The following is a 14,617-nucleotide window of genomic DNA, read 5'->3' on the forward strand; positions in this document are numbered from 1 at the left end:
ATTTCCATGCGCCTGATTCGCATGTTGCTGCTGGCCGCGCTGGCCTGCAGTTCCGTTCTTGCCCATGCCGACGACGAGGCCGCGGTCAAGCGCCTGACCGGCCTGCTCGACCAGGCCCAGACCCTGACCGGGCGCTTCTCCCAGCTGACCCTCGATGGTTCCGGTACCCAGCTGCAGGAAACCTCCGGGCAGATGGCGCTCAAGCGCCCGGGCCTGTTCCGCTGGCACACCGATGCGCCGCAGGAGCAGCTGCTGGTGTCCAACGGCCAGAAGGTCTGGCTGTACGACCCGGACCTGATGCAGGTGACCATCCAGACCCTCGACCAGCGCCTGACTCACACCCCGGCGCTGCTGCTGTCCGGTGACGTGTCGAAGATCCGCGAGAACTTCGAGATCACCTACAAGGAAGGCGGCGACGTGGTCGACTTCATCCTCAAGCCGAAGGCCAAGGACAGTCTGTTCGACAACCTGCGTCTGTCGTTCCGCAAGGGCGTGATCAACGACATGCAGCTGATCGACAGCATCGGCCAGCGCACCAACATCCTGTTCCTCGGCGTGAAGCTGAACGAGAAGCTGGATGCCGCGCAGTTCGACTTCCAGGTGCCGGAAGGCGCCGACGTCATCCAGGAATAAGGAGTTTCGGTGGACCTGTTCCGTGCCGTGCCCGTCGCCCAGCCTCTGGCTGCGCGTCTGCGCGCCACCAGCCTGGACGAATACGTCGGCCAGGAGCACGTACTGGGGCAGGGCAAACCGCTGCGCGAGGCGCTGGAGCAGGGTGCACTGCACTCAATGATCTTCTGGGGGCCGCCCGGGGTCGGCAAGACCACCCTGGCCAAGCTGCTGGCCCAGGTCTCCGAGGCGCACTTCGAGACGATTTCCGCTGTGCTCTCCGGCGTGAAGGAAATCCGCCAGTCGGTGGAGGTGGCCAAGCAGCAGGCCGCCCAATACGGCCGTCGCACCATCCTCTTCGTCGACGAGGTGCACCGCTTCAACAAGAGTCAGCAGGACGCCTTCCTGCCCTATGTCGAAGACGGCACGCTGATTTTTATCGGCGCGACGACGGAAAATCCTTCTTTCGAGCTGAACAACGCGCTGCTGTCGCGCGCCCGCGTCTATGTGCTGAAGAGCCTGGACGAGGCGGCCATGCGCAAGCTGGTGGAGCGCGCGCTGGGTGAGGACAAGGGCCTTGGCAAGCGCAACCTGTCGCTGCCCGAGGAGAGCTTCCAGATCCTGCTGGCCGCTGCCGACGGTGATGGCCGGCGCCTGCTCAACCTGCTGGAGAACGCCGCTGACCTAGCCGAGGACGGTGGCGAGATGGGCCCGGAGCTGCTGCACAACCTGCTGGGTGATAGCCGTCGCCGCTTCGACAAGGGTGGCGAGGCCTTCTACGACCAGATTTCCGCGCTGCACAAGTCGGTGCGTGGCTCCAACCCGGACGCTGCGCTGTACTGGTATGCACGCATGATCGATGGCGGTTGCGACCCGCTGTACCTGGCGCGGCGCGTGGTGCGCATGGCCAGCGAGGACATCGGCAACGCCGACCCGCGCGCCCTGACCCTGTGCCTCAACGCCTGGGATGTGCAGGAGCGTCTCGGCAGCCCCGAGGGTGAGTTGGCGGTGGCCCAGGCCATCGTTTACCTGGCCTGCGCGCCGAAGAGCAACGCGGTGTACATGGGCTTCAAGGCAGCCCTGCGCGAGGCAGCCGAGTTCGGTTCGCTGGAGGTGCCGCTGCACCTGCGCAACGCGCCGACCAAGCTGATGAAGCAGCTGGGCTATGGCGAGGAATACCGCTACGCCCACGATGAGCCGGATGCCTACGCCGCTGGCGAGGACTATTTCCCCGAGGAACTGGAGCCGCGCCGTTACTACGAGCCGGTGCCGCGTGGCCTCGAGTTGAAGATTCGCGACAAGCTGGCCCATCTGGCCAGCCTGGATGCCGCCAGCCCGCGACGGAGACGCAAGCCATGATCGGTGTGGTATTCGCCGTCGCCCTGGGCGGCATGATCGGTACCCTGGTGCGCTATGCCACTGGCAACTGGGTCACCAGCCACTTTCCCCAGCATTTCTACGGCGCTACCCTGGCGGTCAATCTGGTCGGTTGCCTGCTGATCGGCTATCTGTATGGCCTGTTCGTGATGCGCCCGGAAGTGCCGGAAGCGCTGCGCGCCGGGTTGATGGTCGGCTTCCTCGGCGGCCTGACCACCTTTTCATCCTTTTCGCTCGACACGCTGCGCCTGCTGGAAAACGGCCAGGCACCCATGGCCATCGGCTATGCAGCCGCCAGCGTATTGGGCGGCCTGCTCGCCACCTGGGCCGGCCTGACATTAACCAAGCTCTGAACGAGAACCTCCCATGCTCGACTCCAAACTGGTCCGTACCCAACTGCAGGAAATTGCGGATCGCCTGGCAACCCGTGGCTTCCAACTGGACGTGGCGCGCTTCGAAGCGCTCGAGTCCCAGCGCAAGTCGGTGCAGACCCGCACTGAACAGCTGCAGGCCGAGCGTAATGCCCGTTCCAAGTCCATCGGCCAGGCCAAGGCGCGTGGCGAGGACATCGCGCCGCTGCTGGCGGAAGTCGACAAGATGGGCAGCGACCTGGAAGAGGGCAAGCGCGAGCTGGACACCATCCAGACCGAGCTGGACAACCTGCTGCTGAACATCCCCAACCTGCCGCACGAGTCCGTGCCGGTCGGTGCCGACGAAGACGGCAACGTCGAGGTAGCGCGCTGGGGCACCCCGCGTAGCTTCGATTTCGAGATCAAGGACCACGTCGCCCTCGGCGAACAGCACGGCTGGCTGGACTTCGAGACTGCCGCCAAGCTGTCCGGTGCGCGTTTCGCTCTGCTGCGCGGCCCCATCGCCCGCCTGCACCGCGCCCTGGCCCAGTTCATGATCAACCTGCACACCGGCGAGCACGGCTACGAGGAGGCCTACACCCCGTATCTGGTGCAGGCCCCGGCCCTGCAGGGCACTGGTCAGCTGCCGAAGTTCGAGGACGACCTGTTCAAGATCACCCGCGAAGGCGAGGCGGACTTCTACCTGATCCCGACCGCCGAGGTCTCCCTGACCAACATCGTCTCCGGCGAGATCCTCGACGCCAAGCAGTTGCCGCTGAAGTTCGTCGCCCACACCCCGTGCTTCCGCAGCGAAGCCGGCGCCTCCGGTCGCGACACCCGCGGCATGATCCGCCAGCACCAGTTCGACAAGGTCGAGATGGTGCAGATCGTCGATCCGGCCACCTCCTTCGAGGCTCTGGAAGGCATGACCGGCAACGCCGAGCGCGTGTTGCAGCTGCTCGAACTGCCGTACCGCAAGCTGGCCCTGTGCACCGGCGACATGGGCTTCAGCGCCGTGAAGACCTACGACCTGGAAGTCTGGGTGCCGAGCCAGGACAAGTATCGCGAGATTTCCTCCTGCTCCAACTGCGGCGACTTCCAGGCCCGCCGCATGCAGGCGCGTTTCCGCAACCCGGAAACCGGCAAGCCGGAGCTGGTGCACACCCTCAACGGCTCCGGCCTGGCGGTAGGTCGCACCCTGGTGGCGGTACTGGAGAACTACCAGCAGGCCGATGGCAGCATCCGCGTGCCGGAAGTGCTGAAACCCTACATGGGCGGCATCGAAGTTATCGGCTGAGTCGATAGCAAGCGCACAATAGCGGGGTGGCGATGGCCACCCCGTTTTTTTACCTCTGGTGAGATTGAGTCATGGATTTCCTTCCGCTGTTCCACAAACTTCAGGGTCGCACCGTGCTGGTCGTCGGCGGCGGCGAGGTGGCGCTGCGCAAGGCACGCCTGCTCAGCGATGCCGGTGGGCGGCTGCGCGTGGTGGCGCCGGAGGTGCGTGGCGAGCTGCGTGAGCTGGCTGGCGAGGAGGGCGTGTTCCTGCGCGGCTACGCGTCGGCGGACCTGCAGGGCGTGGTCCTGGTAATCGCCGCCACCGACGACGAGCCTCTCAATGCGCGCATCTCGGCCGAGGCCCAGGCGCTGGGCATTCCAGTCAACGTGGTGGACGCCCCGGCGCTGTGCAGCGTGATCTTCCCGGCCATCGTCGACCGTTCGCCGCTGATCGTGGCGGTGACCAGCGGTGGCGATGCGCCGGTGCTGGCGCGGCTGATCCGCGCCAAGATCGAGACCTGGATTCCCGCCACCTACGGCCAACTGGCCAGCCTGGCGAAGAAATTCCGCGATCGGGTCAAGCAGCTGTTCCCCGATGTGCAGCAACGCCGAGTGTTCTGGGAAGACGTATTCCAGGGGCAGATCGCCGAGAGCGTGTTCGCCGGCAAGCTGGCCGAGGCCGATCGCCTGCTGGAAGAGAAGGTCGCCGGCGCTGCACCGCGCGCCCTGGGCGAGGTCTACCTGGTCGGTGCCGGTCCGGGTGATCCCGACCTGCTGACCTTCCGCGCCCTGCGCCTGATGCAGCAGGCCGATGTGGTGCTCTATGACCGCCTGGTGGCGCCGGCGATCATCGAGCTGTGCCGTCGCGACGCCGAGCGCGTTTACGTCGGCAAGCGCCGCTCGGAGCACGCGGTGCCGCAGGACGAGATCAACCAGCTACTGGTCGACCTGGCCAAGCAGGGCAAGCGTGTGCTGCGCCTGAAAGGCGGTGACCCGTTCATCTTCGGTCGTGGCGGCGAGGAGATCGAGCAACTGGCGGCCGAGGGTATCCAGTTCCAGGTGGTGCCGGGCATCACCGCGGCTTCGGGTTGCGCGGCCTATGCCGGTATCCCGTTGACCCACCGCGACCATGCCCAGTCAGTGCGCTTCGTCACCGGCCACCTCAAGGATGGCAGCACCGATCTGCCCTGGACCGATCTGGTAGCGCCGGGCCAGACCCTGGTGTTCTACATGGGCCTGGTGGGCCTGCCGAGCATCTGCCAGGAGCTGATCGCCCATGGCCGGTCCGCCGACACGCCGGCGGCCCTGGTGCAGCAAGGCACCACGCAGAACCAGCGGGTGTTCACTGGCACCCTGGCCAATCTGCCGCAGCTGGTGGCGGAGCACGAGGTGCACGCGCCGACCCTGGTGATCGTCGGCGAAGTGGTCACCCTGCGCGAGAAGCTGGCCTGGTTCGACCAGGTCTGAGTCTCAGCGCGCTTTTCGGGCGATGCCCTGGCCGCTCAGGTGTTCGCGGTCGTGGGCGCCGGCGAAGCTCTGCTGCGGGCCCAGCGGTACGACACCGGTCGGGTTGATTGTGCGGTGGCTGGCGTAGTAGTGGTGCTTGATGTGCTGGAAGTCCACGGTCTGCGCCACGCCCGGCAGTTGGTACAGCTCGCGCAGCCAGCCGCTCAGGTTGGGGTAGTCCGCCAGGCGCCGCAGGTTGCACTTGAAGTGCCCGTGGTAGACCGCGTCGAAGCGAATCAGCGTGGTGAACAGGCGGATATCGGCTTCGGTCAGGTGCTCGCCGGCCAGGTAGCGTCGCTTACTCAGTAGCTGCTCCAGCTGATCCAGCTCATCGAACAGCGTGCCGAAGGCCTCTGCATAGGCTTCCTGGGTGGTGGCGAAGCCGGCGCGGTACACGCCGTTGTTCACCGCCGGGTAGATGCGTGCGTTGAGTGCGTCGATCTCGCCGCGCAGCGCTTCTGGATAGAGGTCCAGATCGTTGCCGGTGATGCCGTCGAAGGCCGAGTTGAACATGCGGATGATCTCCGCCGACTCGTTGCTGACGATGCGCTGTTGCTGCTTGTCCCACAGCAGCGGCACGGTAACCCGGCCGGTGTAACGTGGATCGTCGAGAGTGTAGCGCTGGTGCAGGAAGTGCAGGCCGTCCAGGGCATCGCCGCTGGAGCCGGTCTCGGCATCGAAGGTCCAGCCCTGTTCGCGCATCAGCCAGCTGACCACCGAGACGTCGATCAGCCCGTCCAGGCCCTTGAGCTGGCGGTAGATCAGCGTGCGGTGGGCCCAGGGGCAGGCCAGGGAAACGTAGAGGTGGTAACGGCCGGCTTTGGCGCGGAAGCCGCCTTCGCCGCTCGGGCCTGGGCTGCCGTCGGCGGTGATCCAGTTGCGGCGCTGGGCGTTCTCACGCTGGAAGCGGCCGTCCTTGCTGGTGTCGTACCACTGGTCGTGCCAGCGGCCTTCGATGAGCTGTCCCATGGCGGGCTCCCTTTGCAGATAACTGTTGGAGCCCAGTCTATGGATTTGTGTTCGATGAAAAAGCGCAAAATCAGGGTTGCAACTATCGATCAGATCGATTGGTGGCGCGCATCCCAGCGTTGACGGGCCTCGGCGAAGGCTGTCTCGCGGTTCAGACCCAGCCCACGCAGGGCCAGGGCCATGCTGCTGAGCACCGCGAGCTCGCCGTAGCTCTCGCTATGTTCACCGCGCCAGAAGGCCAGCAGCTGTTGCGGTTCCAGTCTCTCCGGCTTGACGTGGCGTTGGGCGGAGAGGGCGGGCCACTCTTCGTCCCAGTTCTCTCCATTCTCGGTGCCGTACAGGTGGCAGGTGCCGTCCGGGTTGACCTCGATCTCGCCGCCTTCGCCCTTGACCACGATGGCGTGGTCGCCGAGCAGCTGGCTGGCCTCGCGGTGCACCGCCTGGTAGCCGGGGTGGAAGATGCTCTGCAGGCCGACTCGTGCGCCCAGCGGGTTGAGGATGCGCGCCAGCGAGTGGATCGGCGAGCGCAGGCCCAGGGTGTTGCGCAGGTCGATCATCCGTTGCAGCTGCGGCGCCCAGGCGCCCAGCGGGGTGAAGGCCAGGTTGTGGCGATCCAGCGCTGCGCCGACTTCGTTCCAGTCGGCGCACAGCGGGATCTCCAGTGTCTGCAGCAGCTGTTCGCTGTACAGGCGCCCGGCGGTATGAGCGCCGCCGCCGTGGATCAGGATGCGCAGGCCACTGTTGGCCAGCGCCTTGATCGCCAGCAGGAACCAGGGTAGGTGGCGCTTCTTGCCGGCGTAGGTCGGCCAGTCGATGTCCACGGCGATCTGCGGTGCATCCAGGCATGCGCGGATGGCCTCGGTGAAGCCGGCCAGCTCCTCGGCGCTCTCTTCCTTGTGCCGTAGCAGCATGAGGAAGGCACCCAGCTGGGTGTCTTCGACCTTGCCGTCGAGCAGCATGCCCATGGCCTCACGCGCCTCCTCGCGGGTCATGCTGCGCGCGCCGCGCTTGCCCTTGCCGAGGATGCGCACGAACTGGGCGAAGGGGTGTTCCGGTGGGGCGACGAGGTTCATAGGCAATTCGTAGGCTTGGGCAGGCCGGCCAGCTTGGCGGCGAGTTTGGCGGGGGTGCCCTTGAACAGGCGGTTGAGGTGCAGGCTGTTGCCTTTGTCCGGGCCCAGCTTGAGGGCCATGTACTTGATCAGCGGGCGGGTGGCCGGCGACAGCTGGAATTCGGCGTAGAAGGCGCGTAGCAGCTCGAGGATTTCCCAGTGTTCGGCGGACAGCTGCAGCTTCTCGCGGGCGGCCAGGGCTTCGGCGGTGGCTGGCGACCAATCGCTCAGCTCGACGAGGAAGCCGTCCTTGTCCAGGGCGATCTCGCGCCCGTCGATCGACAGCGTACTCATAGCCAGCTGTTGACCTTGGCGTAGCGGCCGCAGAGCTCAACGAAGGCTGGATAGTCGATGGTCTGGGCGCGGGCTGGTGCGTTCAGGGCGCGGGCCTGTAGGTCCTCGTCGAGGGCATACAGGGCGATGCCGGCGGGCATCAGCTCCAGGGCCTGCAGCTGGGCGGTGCCGGGCTGCAGGGCGTAGACCGCGTCGCCGCTCAGCAGTACGCCGTCGTCGGGACCGAGCAGGCGCAGGCAGCTGGCCAGACGGCTGTCACTGAAGGGCGAGTGGGAGAGCAGGTGCAGTGTGGCCATCAGATAGTTACCACCTGATCGAAGCGGTCGAGAAGCTGGGTGAGGGCGGCATCGTCGAGCTTCTCGGCAGGCAGGGCCAGCTGGGAGTCGCCCAGGCCGCGCTCGGCCAGGCTGCGGGCAGAGACGAACAGCTCCTCCACACCGAACAGTGGCAGGGCCTGCAGGTTGGCGGTCAGGTCCTTCTGCTGCAGTGCGCTGGCCTGCTGGCCTGCGACCAGCTGGAACACGCCATCGTCGAGAAACAGCAAGCCCAGCGGCAGATCGAAGGCGCCACCGGCCAGGACGATATCCAGCGCTTCACGGGCGCCGGGGCCGGCCCAGGGTGCCTGGCGGCTGATGATCAGCATCGACTTCATGACTGGCCTCCGAAACAGACCAGGCGGTCCGCCATCTGCGCTGCCTCATGCAGCTGGCCGAGGCCGGACAGTTCCCAGGGTTTATCCAGGTTGGCGGCCGGTTTGCCGTAGCGCTGCGCTTCTTCGCTATTGAGCACGCCACGGCGCAGCGCAGCGGCGATACAGACCACGGCATCCAGGCCGTGCTGCTGGACGAAGCCGCGCCATTCGCCGGCCAGGTCCAGTTCGTCCTGTGGGCTCACCGCATTGCTGGAGGCGCTGTGCACACCGTCCTGATAGAAGAACAGGCGAACGATTTCGTGGCCGCCATCCAGCGCTGCCTGAGCGAAGCGCAGGGCGCGGCGCGAAGAGGGGGCGTGGGCGGGAGCGAACAGGGCGATGGCGAACTTCATGGCGGGTCTGCGGCCGTTGCAATGCCGCCATGATAAACGTCGAGGCATGAAAAAGCCCGCCGAAGCGGGCTCGTTCAACGGTGCGGCGAATCAGTCGTCGCTGCCCATGATGCCGAAGATCTGCAGCAGGCTGATGAACAGGTTGTAGATCGATACGTACAGGCTGATGGTGGCCATCACGTAGTTGCGTTCGCCGCCATGGATGATGGCGCTGGTCTGGAACAGGATGCAGGCCGACGAGAACAGCACGAAGCCGGCGCTGATAGCCAGTTGCAGGCCGCTGATCTGGAAGAAGAAGCCCGCGATCATGGCGCCCAGTAGGACGAAGAAGCCGGCAGTGATGAAGCCGCCGAGGAAGCTCATGTCCTTGCGGGTAGTCAGCACGTAGGCGGACAGGCCGAAGAACACTAGTGCGGTCATGCCCAGAGCGCTGGCGATCAGCTCGCCGCCATTGGCCATGCCCAGGTACATGTTGAGGATCGGGCCCAGTACGTAGCCCATGAAGCCGGTCAGGGCGAAGGTGGTGAGCAGGCCCCAGCCGCTGTTACGCAACTTGGCGGTGAGGAAGAACAGGCCGTAGAAGCCGACCAAGGTAACGATGAAGCCGGGGTGCGGCAGGTTCAGTTGGGCGCTGAAGAAGGCGCAGAGCGCGCTGAACACCAGGGTCATGGCCAGCAGGCCATAGGTGTTGCGCAGAACCTTGCTGGTTTCCAGCTGGTCCGCCTGCGCGTGGGCGAGTGCGTAGTCCTGTTCGTGCATGGCATCCCTCCTGAGGGGGTGAAAATCCGTGGTCAACCCGATCATAACAGAGCATTTCCCACTGCCAATGCCGAGAGTTTGACAGTGTGTTGCGTTCGGGTAGTATGGCGACCCGCAAATGCGGAGGGTTGGCAGAGCGGTTGAATGCAACGGTCTTGAAAACCGTCGAACGTGAAAGCGTTCCCAGGGTTCGAATCCCTGGCCCTCCACCAAATTTGAAAAGGGCCTAGACGATGTCTAGGCCCTTTTTTGTGCCCGAAGAAAGCTGCTCGATGCGCTTTCTAGTCGGTCAGAGCCGGGCAGCTGCCCTGCAGGTTGTCGTCGAAACCGGTGATGCGCGGCAGGCCCTTGCCATCTGCGCCGGCATTGCAAGCGATGTGGTAGATGGTGTTCTGGCTGTAGGGCAGTTCCCACGAATGGTGGGTCTTCGACAGGTCCGCATCGACGGCCGACCTGCCGAGGACGACGCTGGGGAAGTCGGTGCCGTTGTGGATGCAGATCTGGTTGGCTTGCAGCGGATGTTTGTCTGACTGCAGTGCTCCCGGGGCGGGTATGTAGCACCAGGCGACGCCTACATTGTGGTTGCAGTTGTTGATCAGGGTGATGGTGTTCGGGCCGCCACTGCTGATCTGGATGCAACCGTTTACGGCGGCTGCGCTCTGTGCGGGCGTGGGGGCAGATGTGGTTCGGCTGGCTGGCATGGATCCGCCAACTGCGGCCAGGGCGCTTGCTAGGCGTTTGATTCCCTTGTTGCGTACTGCTTCGTTTTGCCCTGGAGCACTACTCTGGCCTAGGGCGCGGCCCTGGCGCGCTTTTTGATCGGCATAGACCGCAGCCAGCATCGCTTCGTCTAGCTGGGCATAGCGTGCACTCTTCAGCTCGGTAACACGCAGTTGTTCTTCTGGCGAGGCATCGCGCTGTCGAGCGCTCGGGTCGGCCTGCAGCTGTTTCACTCGTGCCTGGCGCTTCTGCAGTTGTCGAGCCTCCTTGGAGTAGCCGTTCCTACGAGCGAACTCGATGGCCAGTTGCTGATAGAGGTCTGCCTCTTCTGCATATTGGCCGGATAGGCCGAACAGGTAGAGTCGCATGGTTAGGACCGGTCGACCGATTGCTTCGGAACGGCTAGCCGCTTTGGCCAGCTCCAGGCCGGGGGCGCTGTAGAGCATGCGTACATCGTCCTGCCGCTTGAGCAGCGTCTGGTAGTGCTCAAGTGCCTTGCGTTTGTCTCGTCCTTGCCAGTACTCGGCCAAGCGACCTTCGGCCTGGGTGAGTAGTGCGCCCGCGCGAGGCGTGCTGTCGGTGATCTCTTCCGGCTGCTGCCAGGCCTTCAGTGCGGCTCGGTGGCCATCGGTCAGTGCGGCGAGCTCGTGGTCGGGCATGGCATTTTGCCGATAATTGTCGGCCGCCATGAGGTAGTAAGACGCGGCGCTACTCCAGAATTGCCGCTCCTCGCTGCGGCGTGCCTCGCTCATGTTGAGTTCTGCCGCTTCCCGATGCCTGCCGTCGCGGGCTAGTTCAACGGAAGAGGGTGGTTTGAGTGAGAGCGAACACCCGGCCACAAGGGCTACGAGGCCCAGCATCCATGCTCGTCTAATCATCGTCATTGCCGGTTCCTGCATCGCTGTATTGGCTTTTGGCGTTACGCCAGGTTGTCGATGCCGCGTATCTCCATGAGTTCCCTTGGCTGCTTTCGAGTGAGCAGAGTGAGTGAGGAATGATTTTTCGCGCGGGGCGCGCTCAGGATTGCCAGGTATTCCGCTAAGTTAATGATATTTATGAATTTTATTGTCCTTGCGGGCCTTTGTTCGACATGTATCCGGTTTTGCTGGGTGGGTTGTATGCGTGTAACATTCCGAGCTTCTTGCTGGTCTGATTTCAGGACGAAATCGGGCAGCGAAGGCAACGAACTGCGATCCCTTTGGTGAGCTGGCTAATAGCCTCTTTCCACTGCGAGTTGCTCGCCGGGCACGGTTTTCTGGCGTTTGCTTTCTGGCGCGAATGCGCCAATCTCAGTTCATTGATTGCTGTGTTGCGACAATGGTGCAGCGAGGTGTCGCTTGATTAAGGTGCTGGTGGTCGACGATCACGATCTGGTCAGAACCGGTATTACCCGGATGCTGGCGGATATCGATGGTCTGCAGGTGATTGGTCAGGCCGACTCCGGGGAAGAGGCGCTGAAGAAGGTGCGCGAGCTGCGCCCGGACGTGGTCCTGATGGACGTGAAAATGCCCGGCATCGGTGGCCTGGAAGCCACCCGCAAGCTGCTGCGCAGCCATCCTGAGCTGAAGGTCGTCGCGGTCACCGCCTGTGAGGATGATCTTTTCCCGACTCGCCTGCTGCAGGCTGGGGCTGCCGGCTATTTGACCAAAGGCGCCGCGCTGGAGGAGATGGTGCAGGCCATCCGCATGGCATTCGCCGGTCAGCGTTATCTCAGCCCGCAGATCGCCCAGCAGCTGGCGCTGAAATCATTCCAGCCAAATGGTGGCGGTTCGCCTTTCGATCTGCTGTCCGAGCGCGAGATTCAGATCGCCCTGATGATCGCCAATTGCCAGAAGGTGCAGACCATTTCCGACAAGCTCTGCCTGTCGCCGAAAACGGTGAATACCTATCGCTATCGCATCTACGAGAAACTCTCGATCACCAGCGACGTGGAGCTGGCGTTGCTGGCTGTGCGCCATGGCATGGTCGACGCCGTCGGCTGAGAGCCTTAGGCAAGCCCATGAAGAGGACGTAAACTGCGTCCTCTTTGTCTTTCTGGCCTGCTGATTCAGATGACCTCCACGCCTGTCGCACCTTTCGATCCGAGCGCCTTCCTGGCTACCTGCAGTGGCCGGCCGGGTGTCTATCGGATGTTCGACGAGGCCGGCAAGCTGCTCTATGTCGGCAAGGCCGCGAACCTGAAGAAGCGCCTGGCCAGCTACTTCCGCAAGACTGGCCTGGCACCCAAGACCGCTGCTCTGGTGGCGCGCATCGCCCAGGTCGAGACCACCATCGTGGCCAACGAGACAGAGGCCCTGCTGCTCGAGCAGACCCTGATCAAGCAATGGCGGCCGCCGTACAACATCCTGCTGCGCGACGACAAATCCTACCCTTATGTCCTGTTATCCGATGGTGACTACCCGCGCCTGGGCATCCATCGCGGGGCGAAGAAGGAAAAGGGTCGTTATTTCGGGCCTTATCCCAGCGCTGGCGCCATTCGCGAAAGCCTCAATCTGTTGCAGAAGACCTTCCTGGTGCGCCAGTGCGAGGACAGCTACTTCAAGAACCGCACCCGGCCGTGCCTGCAGTACCAGATCAAGCGCTGCAAGGCGCCCTGCGTTGGCCTGGTCGAGCCGGAGGAATACGCCGAGGACGTGCGCCACTCGGTCATGTTCCTCGAGGGGCGCAGCAATGCCCTGGCCGAGGAGCTGTCCGGAGCCATGGAGCGCGCGGCGATGAACCTGGAGTTCGAGCGTGCGGCCGAGCTGCGGGACCAGGTCGTGTTGCTGCGCCGCGTGCAGGATCAGCAGAGCATGGAAGGCGGCACTGGCGATGTCGACGTAGTGGCTGCCATCGTCAACCCGGGCGGCGCCTGCGTGCATCTGATCAGCGTGCGTGGTGGGCGGGTGCTGGGCAGCAAGAATTTCTTCCCGCAGGTGGGCATCGAGGAGGAGGGCGGTGCAGTGCTCTCGGCGTTCCTCGCCCAGTACTACCTTTCCAGCCATGAGCGCGACCTGCCGAGCGAGCTGATCGTCAACGTTACCCACGAGGACCTGCCGACAGTGGCGGCGGCCATCGCCGAGCTACGTGGTCGCGAGATCGCCATCAGTCATCGGGTGCGTGCGACGCGTGCGCGCTGGCAGCAGTTGGCGGTGACCAATGCCGAGCAGGCTCTCGCTGCACGCCTGGCCAACCGGCAGCACGTGGCGGCGCGTTTCGACGCGCTGGCCGAGGCGCTGAACCTGGACGAGCCGCCGCAGCGCCTGGAGTGCTATGACATCAGCCACTCCAGCGGCGAGGCCACTGTGGCCTCCTGCGTGGTGTTCGGGCCGGAGGGGCCGCTCAAGTCCGATTATCGCCGCTACAACATCGAAGGTGTCACCGCCGGTGACGACTATGCGGCCATGCACCAGGCCCTGACGCGCCGCTTCAGCAAACTCAAGGATGGTGAGGGCAAGTTGCCGGACATCCTCCTGGTGGACGGCGGCAAGGGGCAGCTGTCCATGGCCCGTGAGGTGCTGCAGGAGCTGGCGGTGCCTGAGCTGATCCTGCTCGGTGTGGCCAAGGGCGTGACCCGCAAGCCGGGGCTGGAGACGCTCTATCTCAACGATGCCGATCACGAGTTCACCCTGCCGGCCGACTCGCCGGCCTTGCACCTGATCCAGCAGATCCGCGACGAGGCGCACCGTTTCGCCATCACCGGCCACCGCGCCCGCCGGGGTAAGGCGCGGCGCACTTCGAGTCTGGAGGATGTGGCGGGCATCGGGCCCAAGCGCCGGCGCGAGTTGCTCAAGCACTTCGGCGGTCTGCAGGAGCTCAATCGCGCGAGCATCGAGGAAATCGCCAAAGCGCCGGGCATCAGCAAAAAGCTGGCGGAGTCGATTTATGCGGCCCTGCACAGCGAGTAGAATGCCGGCTCATTTCGCTGGTCAGTCGTCCCGATGAATATCCCCAATCTGCTCACCGTACTGCGCGTCGCCCTGATTCCGGTCTTCATCCTGTTCTTCTATCTGCCTTTCGCCTGGAGCTACTGGGCCGCCAGCGCGGTCTTCGCCCTGGCGGCGGTGACCGATTGGTTTGACGGCTACCTGGCGCGGCGCTGGGAGCAGAGCACCCCCTTCGGCGCCTTCCTCGATCCGGTGGCGGACAAGCTGATGGTAGCGGTGGCACTGGTGCTGCTGGTGGAAGAACACGCCAATCTGTGGCTGACCCTGCCGGCGGTGATCATCATCGGGCGTGAGATTGTGGTTTCTGCGCTGCGCGAGTGGATGGCCGAGTTGGGGGCACGGGCTCATGTGGCAGTGTCCAATCTGGGCAAGTGGAAGACTGCCGCGCAGATGGTGGCGCTGGTCATCCTGCTCGGTAATCCGCCGCAACTCACCATCTGGGTAGGGGGTGGCTATGTGCTGCTGATCATCGCCGCGGCACTCACCCTGTGGTCCATGCTGCAGTATCTGCTGGCGGCCTGGCCGCACCTCAGCATCGACTCCGAAAAGAAATAAGCTTTTTTGAATCAAGGGGTTGACGCGGCGTTTCGATCCTATAGAATGGCGCCCGTCACCAAGACGCGGGAATAGCTCAGTTGGTAGAGCACGACCTTGCCAAGGTCGGGGTCGCGAGT

At 64.3% G+C, this 14,617-nt stretch carries 16 protein-coding genes and 1 tRNA gene; 9 read left to right on the forward strand and 8 right to left on the reverse strand.

All coding sequences use genetic code 11. The annotated features are described in order from the left end of the window. The first annotated feature begins 6 nt into the window (after nt 1-6). From lolA to cysG, 5 genes are all read left to right on the forward strand, one after another. Nucleotides 7-633, forward strand: a complete 627-nt coding sequence (lolA, locus tag IP89_RS19180; protein WP_043311321.1) for an outer membrane lipoprotein chaperone LolA — start codon at nt 7-9, stop codon at nt 631-633. 9 nt (nt 634-642) lie between these two features. Further along, nucleotides 643-1,968 carry a replication-associated recombination protein A gene (locus IP89_RS19185; protein ID WP_043311322.1) on the forward strand — a complete coding sequence of 442 codons (1,326 nt, stop codon included), beginning with the start codon at nt 643-645 and terminating at the stop codon, nt 1,966-1,968. Beyond that, nucleotides 1,965-2,339 (forward strand): fluoride efflux transporter CrcB, encoded by a 375-nt coding sequence (gene crcB / locus IP89_RS19190; protein ID WP_043311323.1) that lies wholly within the window; start codon nt 1,965-1,967, stop codon nt 2,337-2,339. The genes IP89_RS19185 and crcB overlap by 4 nt, the downstream gene beginning before the upstream one ends. 13 nt (nt 2,340-2,352) lie before the next feature. Further along, on the forward strand, nt 2,353-3,633 hold the full coding sequence (gene serS / locus IP89_RS19195) for a serine--tRNA ligase (protein ID WP_043311324.1): 1,281 nt from the start codon (nt 2,353-2,355) through the stop codon (nt 3,631-3,633). Between the two features lie 71 nt (nt 3,634-3,704). Continuing rightward, entirely contained in the window at nt 3,705-5,081 is a 1,377-nt protein-coding gene (gene cysG, locus IP89_RS19200; RefSeq protein ID WP_043311325.1) for a siroheme synthase CysG, read from the forward strand. Between the two features lie 3 nt (nt 5,082-5,084). On the opposite strand, the gene IP89_RS19205 is transcribed toward cysG, so the two are convergent. The 7 genes from IP89_RS19205 to IP89_RS19235 all read right to left on the reverse strand — a co-directional run bounded on the left by IP89_RS19205 (nt 5,085) and on the right by IP89_RS19235 (nt 9,297). Then, nucleotides 5,085-6,089: a glutathione S-transferase family protein gene (locus IP89_RS19205; RefSeq protein WP_043311327.1), complete on the reverse strand. Its 1,005-nt coding sequence runs from the start codon at nt 6,087-6,089 to the stop codon at nt 5,085-5,087. Nucleotides 6,090-6,178: 89 nt separating this feature from the next. Next, nucleotides 6,179-7,162 carry a glycosyl transferase family protein gene (locus tag IP89_RS19210; protein ID WP_043311328.1) on the reverse strand — a complete coding sequence of 328 codons (984 nt, stop codon included), beginning with the start codon at nt 7,160-7,162 and terminating at the stop codon, nt 6,179-6,181. After that, the gene (locus IP89_RS19215) at nt 7,159-7,494 is read right to left on the reverse strand and encodes a TusE/DsrC/DsvC family sulfur relay protein (protein ID WP_043311329.1); all 336 of its coding nucleotides are present in this window, start codon (nt 7,492-7,494) and stop codon (nt 7,159-7,161) included. Before IP89_RS19215 ends, IP89_RS19210 begins: the two co-directional genes overlap by 4 nt. Further along, nucleotides 7,491-7,790, reverse strand: coding sequence for a sulfurtransferase complex subunit TusB (gene tusB / locus IP89_RS19220; protein WP_043311330.1), 300 nt, complete (start codon nt 7,788-7,790; stop codon nt 7,491-7,493). Before tusB ends, IP89_RS19215 begins: the two co-directional genes overlap by 4 nt. Then, nucleotides 7,790-8,146, reverse strand: coding sequence for a sulfurtransferase complex subunit TusC (gene tusC, locus IP89_RS19225; RefSeq protein WP_043311331.1), 357 nt, complete (start codon nt 8,144-8,146; stop codon nt 7,790-7,792). The genes tusB and tusC overlap by 1 nt, the downstream gene beginning before the upstream one ends. After that, complete coding sequence (gene tusD / locus IP89_RS19230; protein WP_043311332.1) at nt 8,143-8,538, reverse strand: sulfurtransferase complex subunit TusD; 396 nt, start codon at nt 8,536-8,538, stop codon at nt 8,143-8,145. The genes tusC and tusD overlap by 4 nt, the downstream gene beginning before the upstream one ends. Before the next feature lie 90 nt (nt 8,539-8,628). After that, entirely contained in the window at nt 8,629-9,297 is a 669-nt protein-coding gene (locus IP89_RS19235; RefSeq protein ID WP_043311333.1) for a Bax inhibitor-1/YccA family protein, read from the reverse strand. 122 nt (nt 9,298-9,419) lie between these two features. Between IP89_RS19235 and IP89_RS19240 the strand changes: the two genes are divergently transcribed. After that, nucleotides 9,420-9,509 (forward strand) — tRNA-Ser (locus IP89_RS19240). Nucleotides 9,510-9,578: 69 nt separating this feature from the next. On the opposite strand, the gene IP89_RS19245 is transcribed toward IP89_RS19240, so the two are convergent. Next, entirely contained in the window at nt 9,579-10,769 is a 1,191-nt protein-coding gene (locus IP89_RS19245; RefSeq protein ID WP_043311334.1) for a hypothetical protein, read from the reverse strand. Between the two features lie 585 nt (nt 10,770-11,354). On the opposite strand from IP89_RS19245, the gene uvrY reads away from it, so the two are divergent. The 3 genes from uvrY to pgsA all read left to right on the forward strand — a co-directional run bounded on the left by uvrY (nt 11,355) and on the right by pgsA (nt 14,498). Beyond that, nucleotides 11,355-11,999 (forward strand): UvrY/SirA/GacA family response regulator transcription factor, encoded by a 645-nt coding sequence (uvrY, locus tag IP89_RS19250; RefSeq protein ID WP_043311335.1) that lies wholly within the window; start codon nt 11,355-11,357, stop codon nt 11,997-11,999. A 69-nt stretch (nt 12,000-12,068) separates the two neighbouring features. Beyond that, nucleotides 12,069-13,904, forward strand: a complete 1,836-nt coding sequence (gene uvrC / locus IP89_RS19255; RefSeq protein WP_043311336.1) for an excinuclease ABC subunit UvrC — start codon at nt 12,069-12,071, stop codon at nt 13,902-13,904. Between the two features lie 33 nt (nt 13,905-13,937). Beyond that, nucleotides 13,938-14,498: a CDP-diacylglycerol--glycerol-3-phosphate 3-phosphatidyltransferase gene (pgsA, locus tag IP89_RS19260; protein WP_043311337.1), complete on the forward strand. Its 561-nt coding sequence runs from the start codon at nt 13,938-13,940 to the stop codon at nt 14,496-14,498. Nucleotides 14,499-14,617: the final 119 nt, after the last annotated feature.

This window comes from Pseudomonas sp. ML96, from assembly GCF_000761545.1.
Taxonomy (GTDB): domain Bacteria; phylum Pseudomonadota; class Gammaproteobacteria; order Pseudomonadales; family Pseudomonadaceae; genus Aquipseudomonas.